The organism is Alkalicoccus chagannorensis DSM 18086 (assembly GCF_000429725.1).
Classification (GTDB): domain Bacteria; phylum Bacillota; class Bacilli; order Bacillales; family Salisediminibacteriaceae; genus Alkalicoccus; species Alkalicoccus chagannorensis.
In genome coordinates, this window is record NZ_AUCK01000001.1 from 86,607 (window position 1) to 101,607 (window position 15,001).

Annotated in this window: 15 protein-coding genes; all 15 read left to right on the top strand. The window is 50.8% G+C overall.

Features of this window, described 5'->3' with window-relative positions:
- Nucleotides 1-9: 9 nt before the first annotated feature.
- The 15 genes from sucD to fliJ all read left to right on the top strand — a co-directional run bounded on the left by sucD (nt 10) and on the right by fliJ (nt 14,993).
- Nucleotides 10-924: a succinate--CoA ligase subunit alpha gene (sucD, locus tag G477_RS0100455; RefSeq protein ID WP_026696250.1), complete on the top strand. Its 915-nt coding sequence runs from the start codon at nt 10-12 to the stop codon at nt 922-924.
- 409 nt (nt 925-1,333) lie between these two features.
- On the top strand, nt 1,334-2,239 hold the full coding sequence (dprA, locus tag G477_RS18285; protein WP_035210763.1) for a DNA-processing protein DprA: 906 nt from the start codon (nt 1,334-1,336) through the stop codon (nt 2,237-2,239).
- A gap of 63 nt (nt 2,240-2,302) precedes the next feature.
- Nucleotides 2,303-4,372, top strand: a complete 2,070-nt coding sequence (gene topA, locus G477_RS0100465; protein ID WP_026696251.1) for a type I DNA topoisomerase — start codon at nt 2,303-2,305, stop codon at nt 4,370-4,372.
- Nucleotides 4,373-4,622: 250 nt separating this feature from the next.
- Nucleotides 4,623-5,501 carry a tyrosine recombinase XerC gene (xerC, locus tag G477_RS0100475; RefSeq protein WP_026696252.1) on the top strand — a complete coding sequence of 293 codons (879 nt, stop codon included), beginning with the start codon at nt 4,623-4,625 and terminating at the stop codon, nt 5,499-5,501.
- A 27-nt stretch (nt 5,502-5,528) separates the two neighbouring features.
- Nucleotides 5,529-6,080 (top strand): ATP-dependent protease subunit HslV, encoded by a 552-nt coding sequence (hslV, locus tag G477_RS0100480; protein ID WP_026696253.1) that lies wholly within the window; start codon nt 5,529-5,531, stop codon nt 6,078-6,080.
- Between the two features lies 1 nt (nt 6,081).
- Nucleotides 6,082-7,488: an ATP-dependent protease ATPase subunit HslU gene (gene hslU / locus G477_RS0100485; RefSeq protein ID WP_026696254.1), complete on the top strand. Its 1,407-nt coding sequence runs from the start codon at nt 6,082-6,084 to the stop codon at nt 7,486-7,488.
- Between the two features lie 21 nt (nt 7,489-7,509).
- Nucleotides 7,510-8,286 carry a GTP-sensing pleiotropic transcriptional regulator CodY gene (gene codY, locus G477_RS0100490; RefSeq protein ID WP_026696255.1) on the top strand — a complete coding sequence of 259 codons (777 nt, stop codon included), beginning with the start codon at nt 7,510-7,512 and terminating at the stop codon, nt 8,284-8,286.
- Between the two features lie 274 nt (nt 8,287-8,560).
- Nucleotides 8,561-8,965, top strand: coding sequence for a flagellar basal body rod protein FlgB (gene flgB / locus G477_RS0100495; protein WP_026696256.1), 405 nt, complete (start codon nt 8,561-8,563; stop codon nt 8,963-8,965).
- A 2-nt stretch (nt 8,966-8,967) separates the two neighbouring features.
- Nucleotides 8,968-9,414, top strand: coding sequence for a flagellar basal body rod protein FlgC (gene flgC / locus G477_RS0100500; RefSeq protein WP_026696257.1), 447 nt, complete (start codon nt 8,968-8,970; stop codon nt 9,412-9,414).
- 23 nt (nt 9,415-9,437) lie between these two features.
- Nucleotides 9,438-9,743: a flagellar hook-basal body complex protein FliE gene (fliE, locus tag G477_RS0100505; RefSeq protein WP_035210768.1), complete on the top strand. Its 306-nt coding sequence runs from the start codon at nt 9,438-9,440 to the stop codon at nt 9,741-9,743.
- 115 nt (nt 9,744-9,858) lie between these two features.
- Nucleotides 9,859-11,448 carry a flagellar basal-body MS-ring/collar protein FliF gene (gene fliF / locus G477_RS0100510; RefSeq protein ID WP_026696259.1) on the top strand — a complete coding sequence of 530 codons (1,590 nt, stop codon included), beginning with the start codon at nt 9,859-9,861 and terminating at the stop codon, nt 11,446-11,448.
- Between the two features lie 13 nt (nt 11,449-11,461).
- Nucleotides 11,462-12,472, top strand: coding sequence for a flagellar motor switch protein FliG (gene fliG, locus G477_RS0100515; RefSeq protein ID WP_026696260.1), 1,011 nt, complete (start codon nt 11,462-11,464; stop codon nt 12,470-12,472).
- Nucleotides 12,465-13,259: a flagellar assembly protein FliH gene (gene fliH, locus G477_RS0100520; protein ID WP_026696261.1), complete on the top strand. Its 795-nt coding sequence runs from the start codon at nt 12,465-12,467 to the stop codon at nt 13,257-13,259. The genes fliG and fliH overlap by 8 nt, the downstream gene beginning before the upstream one ends.
- The gene (fliI, locus tag G477_RS0100525) at nt 13,249-14,559 is read left to right on the top strand and encodes a flagellar protein export ATPase FliI (RefSeq protein ID WP_026696262.1); all 1,311 of its coding nucleotides are present in this window, start codon (nt 13,249-13,251) and stop codon (nt 14,557-14,559) included. Before fliH ends, fliI begins: the two co-directional genes overlap by 11 nt.
- The gene (gene fliJ, locus G477_RS0100530; protein WP_026696263.1) at nt 14,556-14,993 is read left to right on the top strand and encodes a flagellar export protein FliJ; all 438 of its coding nucleotides are present in this window, start codon (nt 14,556-14,558) and stop codon (nt 14,991-14,993) included. Before fliI ends, fliJ begins: the two co-directional genes overlap by 4 nt.
- The last annotated feature ends 8 nt before the right edge of the window (nt 14,994-15,001 follow it).

Here is a 15,001-nt window from a genome sequence, read left to right on the forward strand (position 1 = left end):
GGGTAACAAATGAGTATCTTATTAAATAAGGACACGAAAGTGATTGTTCAGGGCATTACCGGCGCCACCGGTCTCTTTCATACGAAACAGGCGGTGGAATACGGAACCCAGATCGTCGGCGGCGTCACGCCGGGTAAGGGCGGAACAGAAATTGAAGGGATTCCGGTATTCAACACGGTAGAAAATGCCGTGAAAGAAACGGGTGCAAATGCCTCCGTTATCTACGTTCCGCCTCCGTTTGCTGCAGATGCGATTATGGAAGCTGCAGATGCCGGCGTAGAGCTTGTCATTACGATCACGGAAGGCATTCCTGTCACCGACATGATCAAAGTGAAGCGGTATCTGGAAGATAAAGAAACGCGTCTGATCGGACCGAACTGTCCTGGTGTTATCACACCGGAAGAATGCAAGATCGGCATCATGCCGGGCTACATTCACAAAAAAGGTCACGTAGGCGTTGTGTCCCGTTCCGGTACACTGACGTATGAAGCTGTACATCAGCTTTCTACAGAAGGCATCGGCCAGTCCACCGCTGTTGGTATCGGCGGGGACCCGGTAAATGGAACGAGCTTTATCGACGTCCTGAAGCTGTTTAACGAAGATGATGATACGAAAGCCGTCATCATGATCGGAGAAATCGGCGGTACAGCTGAAGAAGAGGCAGCAGAGTGGATCAAGGAGAACATGACGAAACCTGTTGTCGGCTTTATCGGTGGTAAAACGGCACCTCCAGGAAAGCGCATGGGTCACGCCGGTGCGATCATTTCCGGCGGTAAAGGAACGGCTGATGAGAAAATCAAGACGCTGAATGACGCTGGCGTGGAAGTAGCAGAAACTCCGGCGGTGATGGGTGAAACGCTCATCAGCGTCCTGAAAAATAATGGCATTTATGAAGCATGTGTCACACACGCAGTGAATAAATAAGCTGCCCGGCACGTTGATGAGTGTGTGAAAAGGAATCTTCCTTTTCACACGCTCTTTTTTTTGTTTGATAAGAGGGTATAAGTGTTCATACAGGGTGACGGCGCAGCCAGCTGCTCGGGAAACATGAAGAACCCACGGTTCCCTCAAAGAACCTGCGGTACACGCCTTTCTGAACAAAAGGCGCTCCGCGCTTTTGTTCAAGATTGGAATACATCCGTCTTCATCCCGGCAAGCTGCAGAGGATCCGCTATTAATGCCGGTAAAGGGGGGCTGCTTTACGTCAAAGGCCTCGGAGCAGCGCATTGCTCGAAAACATATCGTGCCTCCTGCCGTGATTACCGGAATGGTCGATTGCAACACGCTTTGCCGGAGATACGCACGAGGCAGACTATCGTATAGGAGGAAGCTCATGAACAATTCAGATATAAGGAAAAGGTTGTTCCATATACATTACGCAGCTGCAGGGAACAGCGCCCTCGTCCACGCGCTGCGGCAGCAGGACCCGGATCTGCAGCGGATTTACAGGTCCCCGTTTACTCCATCAGGACGATTCCGCCGGTCGACAGTGCAGCAGTTTTATCAGCGGCTCCAGAACATCGGCATGGAAGAAGGATCGGACGCGGTGGCACGGAGTGGGGGAGCTGTTATTACGATACTCGATGACGACTACCCCGCCCAGTTAAAGGACCTGCACACCCCACCTGCCGTGCTTTACGTAAAAGGCTTCAGCTCGATGCTGCATGACGACCTCAGCCTGGCCGTTGTTGGTTCCAGGTACCCTTCCGCTCATGCGCTGGAAACGATGAAAGACATTCTTGCGCCCCTGCATCCGGTGCCGGTAACGATTGTCAGTGGACTGGCCAGGGGCATTGATACGGCAGCGCATGTGCAGGCTGTGCAGAACAACGGAAGAACGATTGCTGTCCTTGGATGCGGATTCAATCATGTCTACCCGGAAAGCAGCCGCAGCGTACAGGAGTACATGGGGCGATCGCAGCTGCTTGTGTCGGAGTATCCCCCGGATGTACGGCCGGAAAAATGGTTTTTTCCCCAGCGCAACCGTATCATCAGTGGCCTGAGCAGTGCCGTATTCGTCGTGGAGGCGAAAGAGCGGAGTGGTACCTTGATTACCGCAGAAGCAGCACTGGAACTTGGAAGGAACGTTCTGGCGCTTCCTGGACGCATTACCGACCCGAATGCGGCAGGGACGAATAAGCTGATTCAGGATGGAGCGGGCATGGTACTGAGGCCGGAAGATGTCATGGAGGAGTTGATGTCGGCTGCGGCCCGGCAGAGAAGTTGTTTGACAAATTGAGAGCGGGTGGTTAATAATAGGGGAGATTCTTTTACTTGCAGACGAGGGAGGAGCATCACCAGTATGTCGGATTATTTAGTGATTGTGGAATCTCCCGCTAAAGCGAAAACAATTGGAAAATATTTAGGAAAAAAATACGTTGTGAAAGCTTCGATGGGGCATGTCATTGACCTGCCGAAGAGTCAGATGGGCGTAGATGTCGAAAATAACTTCACTCCTAAGTATATTACGATTCGCGGGAAAGGACCTATATTAAAAGAACTGAAGCAGGCTGCGAAAAAGGCCAAAAAAGTCTATCTTGCCGCCGACCCGGATAGAGAGGGTGAGGCGATTGCATGGCACCTGGCGGACAGCCTGAACATTGATAAAGATTCAAAGTGCCGGGTCGTTTTTAATGAAATTACAAAGCAGGCGATCAAAGATTCCTTCAAGCATCCACGAGAGATCAACACGAACCTCGTCGATGCCCAGCAGGCGCGACGGGTGCTCGACAGGCTTGTCGGGTACAACATCAGTCCACTGTTATGGAAGAAAGTAAAAAAAGGTCTCAGTGCAGGAAGAGTCCAGTCGGTTGCTGTCAAAATGATCATCGACCGGGAAAATGAAATCAACGCTTTCGAACCAGTAGAGTACTGGTCGATCACTGCGCAGCTGGAAAAAGACGGCAAGGAATTCGAGGCGAAATTTACGGGCGTCGACGGAGAGAAGAAAGAACTTTCCAGTGAAGAGGATGTCAAAGATGTCCTTGGAAGAATGGAAGGGGAAACGCTCACCGTCGATGAAATCAAGAAAAAGGAAAGAAAAAGAAATCCAGTCGTCCCTTTTACGACCTCCTCTCTGCAGCAGGAAGCAGCGAGAAAGCTGAATTACCGGGCGAAGAAAACGATGATGCTTGCCCAGCAGCTATATGAAGGGGTGGATATCGGGAAATCCGGCACTTCCGGTCTAATTACGTACATGCGTACCGATTCCACGAGAATTTCGCAGACGGCAAAAACGGAAGCGTATGATTACATCACGGAGAAGTACGGAGAAGAATATACGGGTGTGCAGCAGGAGCAGAAACAGTCCTCCAACTCCCAGGATGCGCACGAAGCGGTCCGGCCGACTTCGGTGATGAATGATCCGAAAACCGTCAAACAGTATCTTTCCAGAGATCAGTACCGTCTCTACAAGCTGATCTGGGAGCGTATGGTCGCCAGTCAGATGGCTCCTGCAGTCATGGATACGATGACGGTCGACCTCTCCAACAACGGCGTTCAGTTCCGTGCCAACGGTTCCAAGCTGAAATTCGCCGGGTTTATGAAAGTTTATATTGAAGGCCGGGATGATAATAAAGAAGAAAAAGATAAGCTTCTTCCGGAAATGGAAGAAGGAGAACAGTCGAAAGCGGAAGCGATTGAACCGAATCAGCATTTCACCCAGCCGCCTCCGAGATACACAGAAGCAAGGCTCGTTCGGACGCTGGAAGAGCTCGGCATCGGCCGTCCTTCTACGTACGCACCTACCCTGGATACCATCCAGCGGCGGGGGTATGTAGCTCTTGAAGACAAACGCTTCGTGCCGACAGAGCTTGGTACAATCGTACTGGAACTGATCGAGGAGTTCTTTCCGGAAATTCTTAACGTGGAGTTCACAGCGTCGATGGAAGCTGGACTCGATTCTGTTGAAGACGGAGATCTCTCCTGGATATCGATTATCGATGATTTCTACAAAGATTTTGAAAAGCGGCTTCAGACCGCAGAAGAAGAAATGAAGGAAGTAGAGATCAAAGATGAACCCGCTGGAGAAGACTGCGAAAAATGCGGTCATGAAATGGTTTATAAAATGGGCCGGTACGGAAAATTCATGGCCTGCTCGAATTTCCCGGAATGCCGGAACACAAAAGCCATCGTAAAAGAAATCGGTGTCGATTGTCCGAAGTGTCAGGAAGGGAATGTCGTTGAGCGGAAAAGCAAGAAGAAGCGCATATTCTTCGGCTGTGACCGCTATCCGGAATGTGATTTTATTTCCTGGGATAAGCCGATTGCCCGTGCCTGTCCAAAATGTGAGCACATGCTTGTAGAGAAGAAAACGAAAAAAGGTGTCCACGTCCAGTGTTCCGAATGTGACTATAAAGAAGAGGCCAACTAACGGTTTGTGCCTCCGTCCGGCACTGAATCTTCCACGGACGCTGTCATTCGCGTCAGAAGCGCTCTCTTCTGGCGCGAATTTATCTGTACAGGAAGTGCGTTTCTCCAGCAGATGTTCCCGCAGACAGAGCAGACTGCCGATCAAATCTGAATTTTGTGAAAAAAGTGTAAACGGAATTGAAATGGGCTGCTGAATTGTGATACGATTTAGTAGCTTTCGCTTTGTGTGTGCATAGAGAGGAGTTTCCACTGTGGAAGAACTTCAATCATATAAAACGTATTTACGTCTGGAAAAAAGAGCCACGGAATCAACAATCACCGGGTATATACAGGATCTCGACGCATTTGCCCGATTTACAGAAGAACGATGGCAGCTCAGCATTCTTCAAATCACTCATGAACATATACGCAGTTATTTGATGGAGCTGTATGCAGCTGGTACAGCTAGAACGACGACAGCACGCAGGCTCTCCTCTCTGCGTTCGTTTTATCAGTTTCTTGTAAGGGAAAACATAAGAGTAGACAACCCTGTCCAGCTGGTGCATCAGCCGAAACAAGGGCGGCGTCTGCCCGTCTTTTTTTATGAGGAAGAGATGAAGCTCCTGTTTGATCAGCTGGAAGATGAAAAACCGCTGGGGATTCGTAACAGAGCGCTGCTCGAAGTGCTTTATGCAACCGGGATCCGCGTAGGGGAATGTGCAGGCATAAAACGGAAAGATGTCGATCTGGAGCTCGGTACGATGCTGATTCGTGGAAAAGGCGGCTATGAACGATACGTACCTGTCGGCTCCTTTGCTCTGGACGCGCTGGAGCATTACCTGCGCGATGGGAGGCCGATGCTCCATCCCCAGAGCGATACCCTCTTCGTCAACTACCGTGGTGGGCCGCTTTCAACGAGAGGCATCCAGAAGGTGATTGAGCGGCTGACGGACGACGCCTCTGCCAGAGCCAGGATCAGCCCGCACGTCATCCGCCATTCTTTTGCTACGCACCTGCTGAATGCAGGGGCGGATTTACGAACAGTACAGGAGCTGCTTGGGCATAAAGATTTGTCCGCCACCCAGTTGTACACCCATGTGACAAAAGACAGACTGAGAGACGTCTATACTAAAGCGCATCCACGCGCCTGAACGAATACAGCTCCAGGAGGTATGACATTGGACCAGATTAAAGGAACAACAATCTTTGCAGTAAAGCATGACGGAACCGCAGCCATGGCCGGTGACGGTCAAGTGACATTCGGCAGTGCTGTCGTCATGAAGCACTCTGCGAAAAAGGTGCGCCGTCTCTACCATGGGAAAGTGGTAGCCGGATTTGCAGGATCTGTAGCGGATGCCTTCACGTTGTATGAGAAATTTGAGAGCAAACTGGAAGAATTCGGCGGAAACCTGCAGCGTGCTGCCGTCGAGCTTGCGAAAGAATGGAGAAGCGACCGGGTTCTGCGGAGGCTCGAAGCAATGCTGATTGTAATGGATACGGAGTCGATGTATATGATTGCGGGAACCGGCGAAGTGATTGAACCGGATGACGGCATGATTGCTATCGGTTCCGGCGGCAGCTATGCCCTTGCAGCAGGCAGAGCGATGAAGAAGCACGCCTCCCACATGAGCGCAGCGGATATCGCCCGGGCCAGCCTGGAAACAGCAGGAGACTTGTGTGTGTATACGAATCATCATATTACTGTAGAAACAATAGAAGAGGAGGGATAATATGGATACATCATTAACTCCTTCGCAGATTGTCGAACGGCTGGATCAGACGATCGTCGGTCAGAAGAAGGCCAAAAAATCGGTAGCAGTCGCTCTTAGGAACCGATATCGGCGCAGCAGGGTTGAGGACGGGCTGCGGGAAGAGATCACACCGAAAAACATCCTGATGATCGGACCGACAGGAGTAGGAAAAACGGAAATCGCCCGACGCCTTGCAAAGCTCGTCGGTGCCCCGTTTATTAAAGTAGAAGCAACGAAATTCACCGAAGTCGGCTATGTAGGCCGGGATGTGGAATCGATGGTGCGGGACCTCGTGGAAACGTCTGTACGACTCGTCAAAGAAGAAAAAATGAATGAAGTCAAGGATGTTGCAGAGCGGCGCGCGGAATCGCGGATTGTCGAACTGCTCCACCCAAAAAAGCAGAAGAGCAGCAGCCGGAACCAGCAGATCCGGAACCCTCTGGAAATGTTTTTTCAGCAGGAGCAGGAGGAGGAAGAAGAGGAAGAAGAGCAGCCTCAGGATGAATCCTATCGCCAGGCCCGCAGAAGAATTGAAGAAGAACTGAAAGAGGGACGTCTGGAAGATAAAGAAATCACGGTGGAACTTGAAGAACAGCCGAAAGATTTTTCCTCGATGTTCTCCGGCAGCGGAATGGAACAAATGGGCATGAACATGCAGGAAATGTTTGGCGGAATGATGCCGAAGCAGAAGAAATCCCGCACGCTTCCGGTTCGGGAAGCGCGCCGGCTGCTGACAGAAGAAGAAGCGCAGAAGCTTGTTAACATGGATGAAGTGTCGCAGGAAGCGGTCGGCAGGGCAGAACAGTCCGGCATCATCTTTATCGATGAGATAGACAAAGTTTCAGGCAAACAGGATCAGTCAGCCGGGGTGTCCCGCGAGGGGGTCCAGCGCGATATTCTTCCTATTATTGAAGGATCGACCGTCGTGACGAAGCACGGAGCAGTAAGTACGGATCACATGCTTTTCATCGGTGCGGGTGCCTTTCACGTATCCAAGCCCTCAGACCTGATTCCTGAGCTTCAGGGGCGTCTGCCGATCCGTGTCGAGCTGGAATCTCTGGCGGAAGAAGACTTCGTCCGGATTCTGCAGGAGCCGAAATTTGCACTGCTGAAACAGTACAAAGCGCTGCTTCAAGTCGAAGGGATTCAAGTCGAGTTTGAAGAAGATGCCGTCAGACGAATTGCAGCGATTGCTGCTGAAGTAAACGCCAATACAGAGAACATCGGCGCACGGCGGCTTCATACGATTATGGAGAAACTGCTCGAGGACTTATCATTTGAAGCGTCGGAAATCACGATGGATACCATCATGGTCACACCGACCTATGTAGACGAGAAATTGGCTTCTGTTGCAAAAGACCGCGACGTAAGCCGGTATATTTTATAAATTAACGCTGGAGGTTTTTACATGGATTTATTAACCAGAACGAGAAAGATCAATGAACTGCTTCAGAAAAGCGGTGGGCAGTCTGTAAATTTCAAGGACATGGCCGGGACACTACGTGATGTGATTGAAGCAAACATTTTTATCGTCAGCAGACGAGGCAAGCTTCTCGGCTATGCCATCAAGCAGGAAATCGAGAACGAGCGGATGAAAGACATGCTGGAAGAACGGCAGTTCCCGGAAGGATATACGTCCGGCCTTTTCAATATTGAAGAAACGTCAGCGAACATTGATATTAATAGTTCCTACACCGCCTTTCCGGAAGAAAACAAAGATTTGTTCCGCAACGGTCTGACAACCATCGTTCCAGTCCAGGGCGGAGGGGAGCGTCTCGGAACGCTGATTCTCGCCCGCCTGGATGATTCCTTCGATGACGATGACCTGCTGCTGGCTGAATATGCAGCGACGGTCGTCGGCATGGAAATTCTTCATGAAAAAGCAGAAGAAATCGAACAGGAAGCCCGAAGCAAGGCGGTCGTACAGATGGCGATTGGGTCACTGTCCTACAGCGAGCTGGAAGCAGTAGAGCATATTTTCGAAGAACTCGACGGCAGTGAAGGACTGCTTGTGGCAAGCAAGATTGCTGACCGTGTCGGAATTACCCGATCGGTTATCGTCAATGCGCTGCGCAAGCTGGAATCCGCCGGTGTCATCGAATCCCGGTCACTTGGCATGAAAGGAACTTATATCAAGGTACTGAATGATAAATTCCTCGTAGAACTTAAGCAGCAGAGGGCATAAAAGGTCTATTGACAGGAAGGGTCCATCAGGAGGATGGACCCTTTTTTGCATGGTGGAAGACTCATATGTCAAGCTTTATACGCAGATGTAGAAAAGTGTGTTAAAGTGCATATAGTCGATCTATCATACCAGCATGTCGAATGACCCAGGATAAGACAGGGACTTTCATTTAGGTTTTACATTTTTTTTGAGAAACTTAGACATATGCTGGAGAATTCATTAAAATAAGAAGTAACAATCAGTCTTTCGTGTGAATATAAAAGGAGGATAGAACATGAATTTACTTGACAATAATCATTTGCGGCTGATGGAAAACTCCATCAATGCCTCTGCAACTCGTCAGGATACCATCGCCTCTAATATAGCGAATGTTGATACGCCGGGATACAAAGCAAAGAAAACCGTCTTCCAGCATCAGCTGGACAGTGCCGATGCGAGACTGCAGGCACGACAGACGGATGAGAGACATATCCCTTTCAGCGGGACAGGCGGGTCAGATGAACCACAGATCGTGGAAAGACAGAACACTACCTACAATCATAATGGGAACAGCGTCGATATCGACAAAGAAATGAGCGATCTGGCTGAAAATCAGATTTATTACAACGCACTGATCGAGAGGCTCAACGGCCGGTTCAGTTCTATTCGTACCGCACTCGGCACCGGAGGAGGGAGGTAAACATGTTTAGTGGAATGGATATATCAGCATCAGCATTAACGTCCCAGCGCCTCAGAATGGATGTGACTTCTGCCAACATCTCCAACGCCGATACGACAAGAGGCCGTCTCGTTGACGGAGAGTGGGAGCCATACCGCAGGAAAATGGTACATATGCAGTCGGATGGAGAAGGGAGCCGTTTCCAGCATCATCTGCACCGCGCTGCGCAGGGGCAGGACCCGCACGGGGTAAGAATCAATCAGATCATTGAAGATGAAACGCCGTTTGAACAGCAGTACAATCCGGATCATCCGGATGCCGATGAAGATGGGTATGTAGCTATGCCTAATGTGGATCCGCTCAAAGAAATGGTCGATTTAATGGGAGCGACCAGATCCTACGAAGCCAACGTCACAGCATTAGATGCTCATAAGGGTATGCTCATGCGGGCACTGGAAATAGGCCGATAAATCAAACAGAGGAGTGAGGATGGATGACAGTACACGAAACAGGAGCTGTGCAGTCGATGATGCAGAATCCCGGCGCCCAGCGAATAAACAACTCGCCGGCAGAGGCGCATGACAGTTTTAAAACGTGGCTGAACGATGCAATCGGTTCAGTGAATGAATCGCGCGCGGAATCAAGTCAGGCAACGGAGGCGATGGCCCGCGGGGAGGATGTTGACCTTCATAACGTTATGCTGACAGCTCAAAAAGCCTCTATCCAATTGGAAACGACGGTCCAAGTACGTGACAGAGTGATTGAAGCGTATCAGGAAGTGATGAGAATGCAGGTATAATTTCCGTATACCCGGAATATCGGCTGCAATAACATCAAAATTAATACTTTTTCAATAATTTATCTAACTTTCTATAATATGGCTCAAAAAGCCGCTGGTAATGGTGGGAGGAAGCATGAAGGAGCAATGGATTAACTTCAAGACAAAAAGCATAGAGTTCTGGCAGACTCGGACAAAGAACCAAAAAGGGCTGTTTATCGGATCTGCTGCGCTGGCTGCGGTCCTCATTGCTGTCTTCACGTGGCTCGGCTCCCAGCAGCATTATGTTCCGCTCTATACGAATATGACGATGCAGGAAGCTGGTGAAGTCAAAGAAACACTGGATGCACAGGGAGTCGATAATGAAGTCAGCGCGGATGGAACGACGGTCTATGTTCCGGAAAATGAAGCTGATGATTTAAAGGTTACGCTCGCTGCCCAGGGGATTCCGCAGTCAGGGAGAATCGATTACAGCACGTTCAGTGAGAATATGGGATTTGGTACAACAGACAACGAATTTGAAGTACTGGAACGGGCGGCACTTCAGACATCCCTGGAAGACCTTATCCGCAATATTCAAGGAATCAGTAATGCGCAGGTCATGATCACGCTGCCGGAAGAAAGCCCGTGGCTGACAGACGAAACGGGAAGGGCGACGGCTTCCGTCATGGTCAATCTGGATGCAGGTGCCGGTCTGGATCAGGAACAGATTCGTTCCTTGTATCATCTGACTGCTCAGAGTGTACCGAATCTCGCTGTAGAAGACGTCGTGATTACAGACCAGATGAGCCGACATCTTACATATGAGGACGGCACCTCGTCCGATGGCTCATTAAATGCGTACGAACAGAACAGAGCTGTTCAGCGTGATATTGAACAGGATATCCAGCGCGATCTGCAGCAGATGCTCGGAACGATGATGGGACAGAATAAAGTGGTCGTAGCCGTTTCCACAGACATCGATTTCACCCAGGAGAACCGTCAGGAAGAGCTGGTGGAGCCGGTGGATGAAGAAACCAACGAAGGCATCGCGATGAGTGTGGAGCGCATCACGGAAACGTACGAAGGCGAAGAATTCGAAGACGGCGGTGTTCCTGGAGCCGGTGAAGACGACATACCGGCCTTCCCCGGCGTCATCGGAGGCGGCGGAGACGGAGACTACGAAAGAATCGAGGAGCGCATCAACAACGAAGTGAACCGTATTTCCAGAGATATTGTCGAAAGTCCGTACATGATTCGTGATATCAGTATTCAGGTCATGGTGGAACCACCGGACCCTGAAGATGAAGGAACCCTGCCGCAGGAACGCCTGGACGATATTCAGGACATCCTCGGCCAGGTTGTTGCAACCTCTATTGATGCAACGGTTACGGACGAATGGGAAGACGATGAAGTTGCAGAACGGATTCTCGTTTCCTCGATGCCGTTCATCGGTCAAGTCGACATGGAAGAGCCAGGTGGAGGATTTACCTTCTGGGGCTGGGTTGCAGCTGCGCTCGCGCTGGCGGTTGTCATTCTGATTGTGCTGCTCGTCCGGCGCGGACGTACAGAGGAAGAGGAGACATTCGATCAGGAGTTTACACAGGATGAATTCACCCTTCCTCCGCTTGACGGTGATGCTGTCGATACAGAAACGAAAGCACGCCGAAAACAGCTGGAAGAACTGGCGAAGGATAAGCCGGAGGAGTTTTCTAAACTGATCCGATCCTGGTTGTCCGACGATTAAGGAGGGAGAAGCAATGGCAAAAAAGAAAGAGCTCACAGGAAAGCAGAAAGCTGCGATTCTTCTGATCTCCCTTGGTCCGGACGTATCCGCCCAGGTATACAGACATTTATCGGAGGAAGAGATTGAAAAGCTCACCCTCGAAATCGCCGGTGTCAGAAAAGTGGACCAGGATCAGAAGGAAGAAGTACTTGACCAGTTCCATCAAATGGCCATCGCGCAGGATTATATCACCCAGGGTGGTATCGGCTACGCGAAAGATGTTCTGGAAAAAGCACTCGGCGGGGATGAGGCCTCCTCAATAATCAACCGCTTAACTTCCACCCTGCAGGTAAGGCCGTTTGATTTTGCCCGTAAGACGGACTCCATGCAGATCTTCAATTTCATTCAGAACGAACATCCGCAGACGATCGCGCTGGTGCTGTCTTATCTCGAGAGTGAGCAGTCCGGACAGATTTTGTCCGCCCTGCCACAGGAACTCCAGGCGGATATTGCCAAACGGATTGCCGTCATGGACAGCACCTCCCCGGAAATTATTCACGAAGTTGAAAGCGTGCTGGAGCGGAAGCTGTCTTCAGCAGTGACGCAGGACTTCACCGAAACGGGTGGGATCGAAGCGGTTGTGGAAGTCCTCAACAGCGTCGACCGGAGTACAGAGCGGACCATCCTGGATGCGCTGGAGATTCAGGATCCCGAACTCGCAGAAGAAATCAAGAAGCGGATGTTTGTCTTTGAAGATATCGTCACACTGGATAACCGGTCCATTCAGCGTGTTATCCGCGATGTGGAAAATGCAGACCTGCAGCTGGCACTGAAAGTCGCCAGCGATGAGGTGAAAGAGATCGTCTTCAACAACATGTCCCAGCGCATGTCAGATACGTTCAAAGAAGAAATGGAATTTATGGGACCGGTACGGCTGCGTGATGTAGAGGAAGCACAGACAAGAATTGTAGCGATTATCCGACGACTGGAAGAGTCGGGTGAAATCGTCATAGCCCGTGGTGGAGGGGATGATATCATTGTCTAAGTTAATCAAATCCCCCTACGTCCGCGGGGAAGAGGAAAAGAAACTCATCCGCATCAAAACCTTTGCCGAACCGTCGCAGACAGAAGAGACGATGGACGGATCGGATCTCGAGGAGCAGCGCCCCGGCGCATTCCATGACGACGAGCTGGAACGTCTTCAAGTCGAAGAGCAGGAGCTTCAGAAAAAAGAAGCCGAGCTGGTGAACTGGCAGGAGCAGCTGGAACAGGAACGCAGCGCCATGAAAGAAGCGGGGGAACGAGAAGCGGAAGAACGCTTCCGGCAGGCTGCGGAGCAGGGATTTGAAGAAGGGTTTCAGCAGGGAGTGCAGGAAGCACAGCAGCAGGTGGACAGCTATCTCAAAAAGGCAACCGATATCGTCGATGCTTCGAGAACGGACTATTACGAAAAAATCAGCCAGGCAGAAGAAGAGATGCTGGAACTTGCTGTAGCTGTTGCGGAACGTATTATTGGTGAGCGGCTTCAGCAGGATAACAGCTGGCTCTCCTTCGTACGTCAGGCAGTCACAGAAGTCCGGGACCAGTCCCGCATCCACATTTTTGTCCATCCATTCTGGTATGAAGAAACATTAAAACATCAGGATGAACTGAAAGAGGCGGCCGTCCAGGCGGAAGAACTGGTCATTTATCCGGACGGGAGCCTCCAGGAGAACGGGTGCATCATCGATACTCCCTTCGGCAAATTGGAAGCCTCCTTGGATACGCAGCTGCTTGAATTGAAGCGGCTGCTTTCTGCAAAGCTGAAAGCGGGTGAGGGGAATGAAGCTTAAAGAACTGAAGGAATCACTGCATGAACTGAAACCGTATAAGCAGTACGGAAAAGTGACAAGAGTGATCGGGCTCATGATTGAGTCGGAAGGACCGCAGGCATCGATTGGAGATATGTGTTCGATCCTGGTACGTGGGAGAGAGGATATTCTTGCGGAGGTCATCGGTTTCCGGGAACAGCAGGTATTGCTGATGCCGTATGACAGAATTGACAGTATTGCCCCGGGAAGTCTGGTCGAAACCTGGAACAAGCCGCTGGAAGTTTCCGTCGGACACAGCCTGATCGGCTCCGTCATCGACGGCCTCGGCAGGCCGATGGAAGAACACGGAGCTGCCGGCCTGAAGAAATACTCCACCGATAATGATCCGCCTAATCCGATGACGAGACCGCGGATCATGGAGCCGTTAAGTCTCGGCGTCCGCGCCGTGGATACGATGCTCACGCTCGGCAAAGGGCAGCGTGTCGGCATCTTCGCCGGAAGCGGCGTCGGGAAAAGTACCCTTATGGCTATGACCGCGAAAAATTCGGATGCCGACATTAATGTTATCGCATTGATCGGAGAGCGCGGGCGCGAAGTTCGTGACTTTATCGAAAGGGATCTCGGTCCGGAAGGCAGGAAAAACTCCATCGTTGTTGTGGCCACGTCGGATAAACCGGCATTGATGCGGATCAAAGGAGCGCTTACAGCAACGGCAGTGGCGGAATATTTCCGCTCGCAGGGAATGAATGTAAACCTGATGATGGACTCCGTGACTCGGGTTGCTATGGCTCAGCGTGAAGTAGGACTCGCCGCAGGAGAACCGCCGACTACGAAAGGGTACACACCCTCGGTTTTTGCCCTGCTCCCCCGTCTGCTGGAACGTTCCGGCATGAGCGAAAACGGGTCGATGACAGCGTTCTACACCGTGCTTGTCGATGGTGACGACATGAATGAACCGATTGCAGACACAGTGCGGGGAATTCTCGACGGTCACCTTGTACTCGACCGGAAACTAGCGAATAAAGGCCATTTTCCGGCTGTTAATGTTCTCCAGAGCGTCAGCCGGGTCATGAATGAGATTGCCGGTGAGGATCACAAGCAGACCGCGGAACGGCTGCGGAGGCTGATATCTGTCTACGAATCCCAGGAAGACCTGATCAATATTGGCGCTTATAAAAAAGGCGCTAGTGCTGAGGTGGATGAGGCAGTCAAACTGTACCCGAAAATCATGGCCTTCCTGCAGCAGCAGACAGAGGAAAGTCCGCGTCTGGAAGAAAGCGTCGAAGCCATGCTCGTCCAATTCGGAGGAGGTTCGTCATGAGCACCCCTTTCAGTCTTCAAAAAATTCTCGACGTGAAAGAACATGAAAAGTATCTTGCCGAGACGGCTTATGCAGATTCCCTTGAAACATTTGAGGCTAAAGCAACCGAGCTTTACGAACAGCTGAAACGTAAGGAAGAACTGGAACAGAGAAACAGAGAGCAGATCCAGGCTGGTACGGCAATCATGCAGATCCAGCAGACTGAAAAAACGCTGGCCTTTCTGGAAAAGCAGATCGAACAGCTTGAACTGCAGACGAAGCGCGCCCGCCGTGATATGACCGACAAAGAGCGCTTTCTGCAGATGAAGTCGATTGATGTGAAAAAGTACGAGCGGATGAAAGAGCTCGAAGCTGAAAAGACAGCGGATCAGGAGAAAAAAGATGAACTTCACTTTCTGGATGACATTTCGTTACAGCAGTTTGTCCGAAAGTAAAAATGGGT

Bases quoted from the DNA above. Each gene is read 5' to 3' on its own strand.
- fliF (WP_026696259.1), top strand. From the start codon at position 9,859: ATGAAGGAGCAATGGATTAACTTCAAGACAAAAAGCATAGAGTTCTGG.
- sucD (WP_026696250.1), top strand. From the start codon at position 10: ATGAGTATCTTATTAAATAAGGACACGAAAGTGATTGTTCAGGGCATT.
- fliE (WP_035210768.1), top strand. From the start codon at position 9,438: ATGACAGTACACGAAACAGGAGCTGTGCAGTCGATGATGCAGAATCCC.
- fliJ (WP_026696263.1), top strand. From the start codon at position 14,556: ATGAGCACCCCTTTCAGTCTTCAAAAAATTCTCGACGTGAAAGAACAT.
- flgC (WP_026696257.1), top strand. From the start codon at position 8,968: ATGTTTAGTGGAATGGATATATCAGCATCAGCATTAACGTCCCAGCGC.
- codY (WP_026696255.1), top strand. From the start codon at position 7,510: ATGGATTTATTAACCAGAACGAGAAAGATCAATGAACTGCTTCAGAAA.
- dprA (WP_035210763.1), top strand. From the start codon at position 1,334: ATGAACAATTCAGATATAAGGAAAAGGTTGTTCCATATACATTACGCA.
- flgB (WP_026696256.1), top strand. From the start codon at position 8,561: ATGAATTTACTTGACAATAATCATTTGCGGCTGATGGAAAACTCCATC.
- fliI (WP_026696262.1), top strand. From the start codon at position 13,249: ATGAAGCTTAAAGAACTGAAGGAATCACTGCATGAACTGAAACCGTAT.
- fliG (WP_026696260.1), top strand. From the start codon at position 11,462: ATGGCAAAAAAGAAAGAGCTCACAGGAAAGCAGAAAGCTGCGATTCTT.
- hslU (WP_026696254.1), top strand. From the start codon at position 6,082: ATGGATACATCATTAACTCCTTCGCAGATTGTCGAACGGCTGGATCAG.
- topA (WP_026696251.1), top strand. From the start codon at position 2,303: ATGTCGGATTATTTAGTGATTGTGGAATCTCCCGCTAAAGCGAAAACA.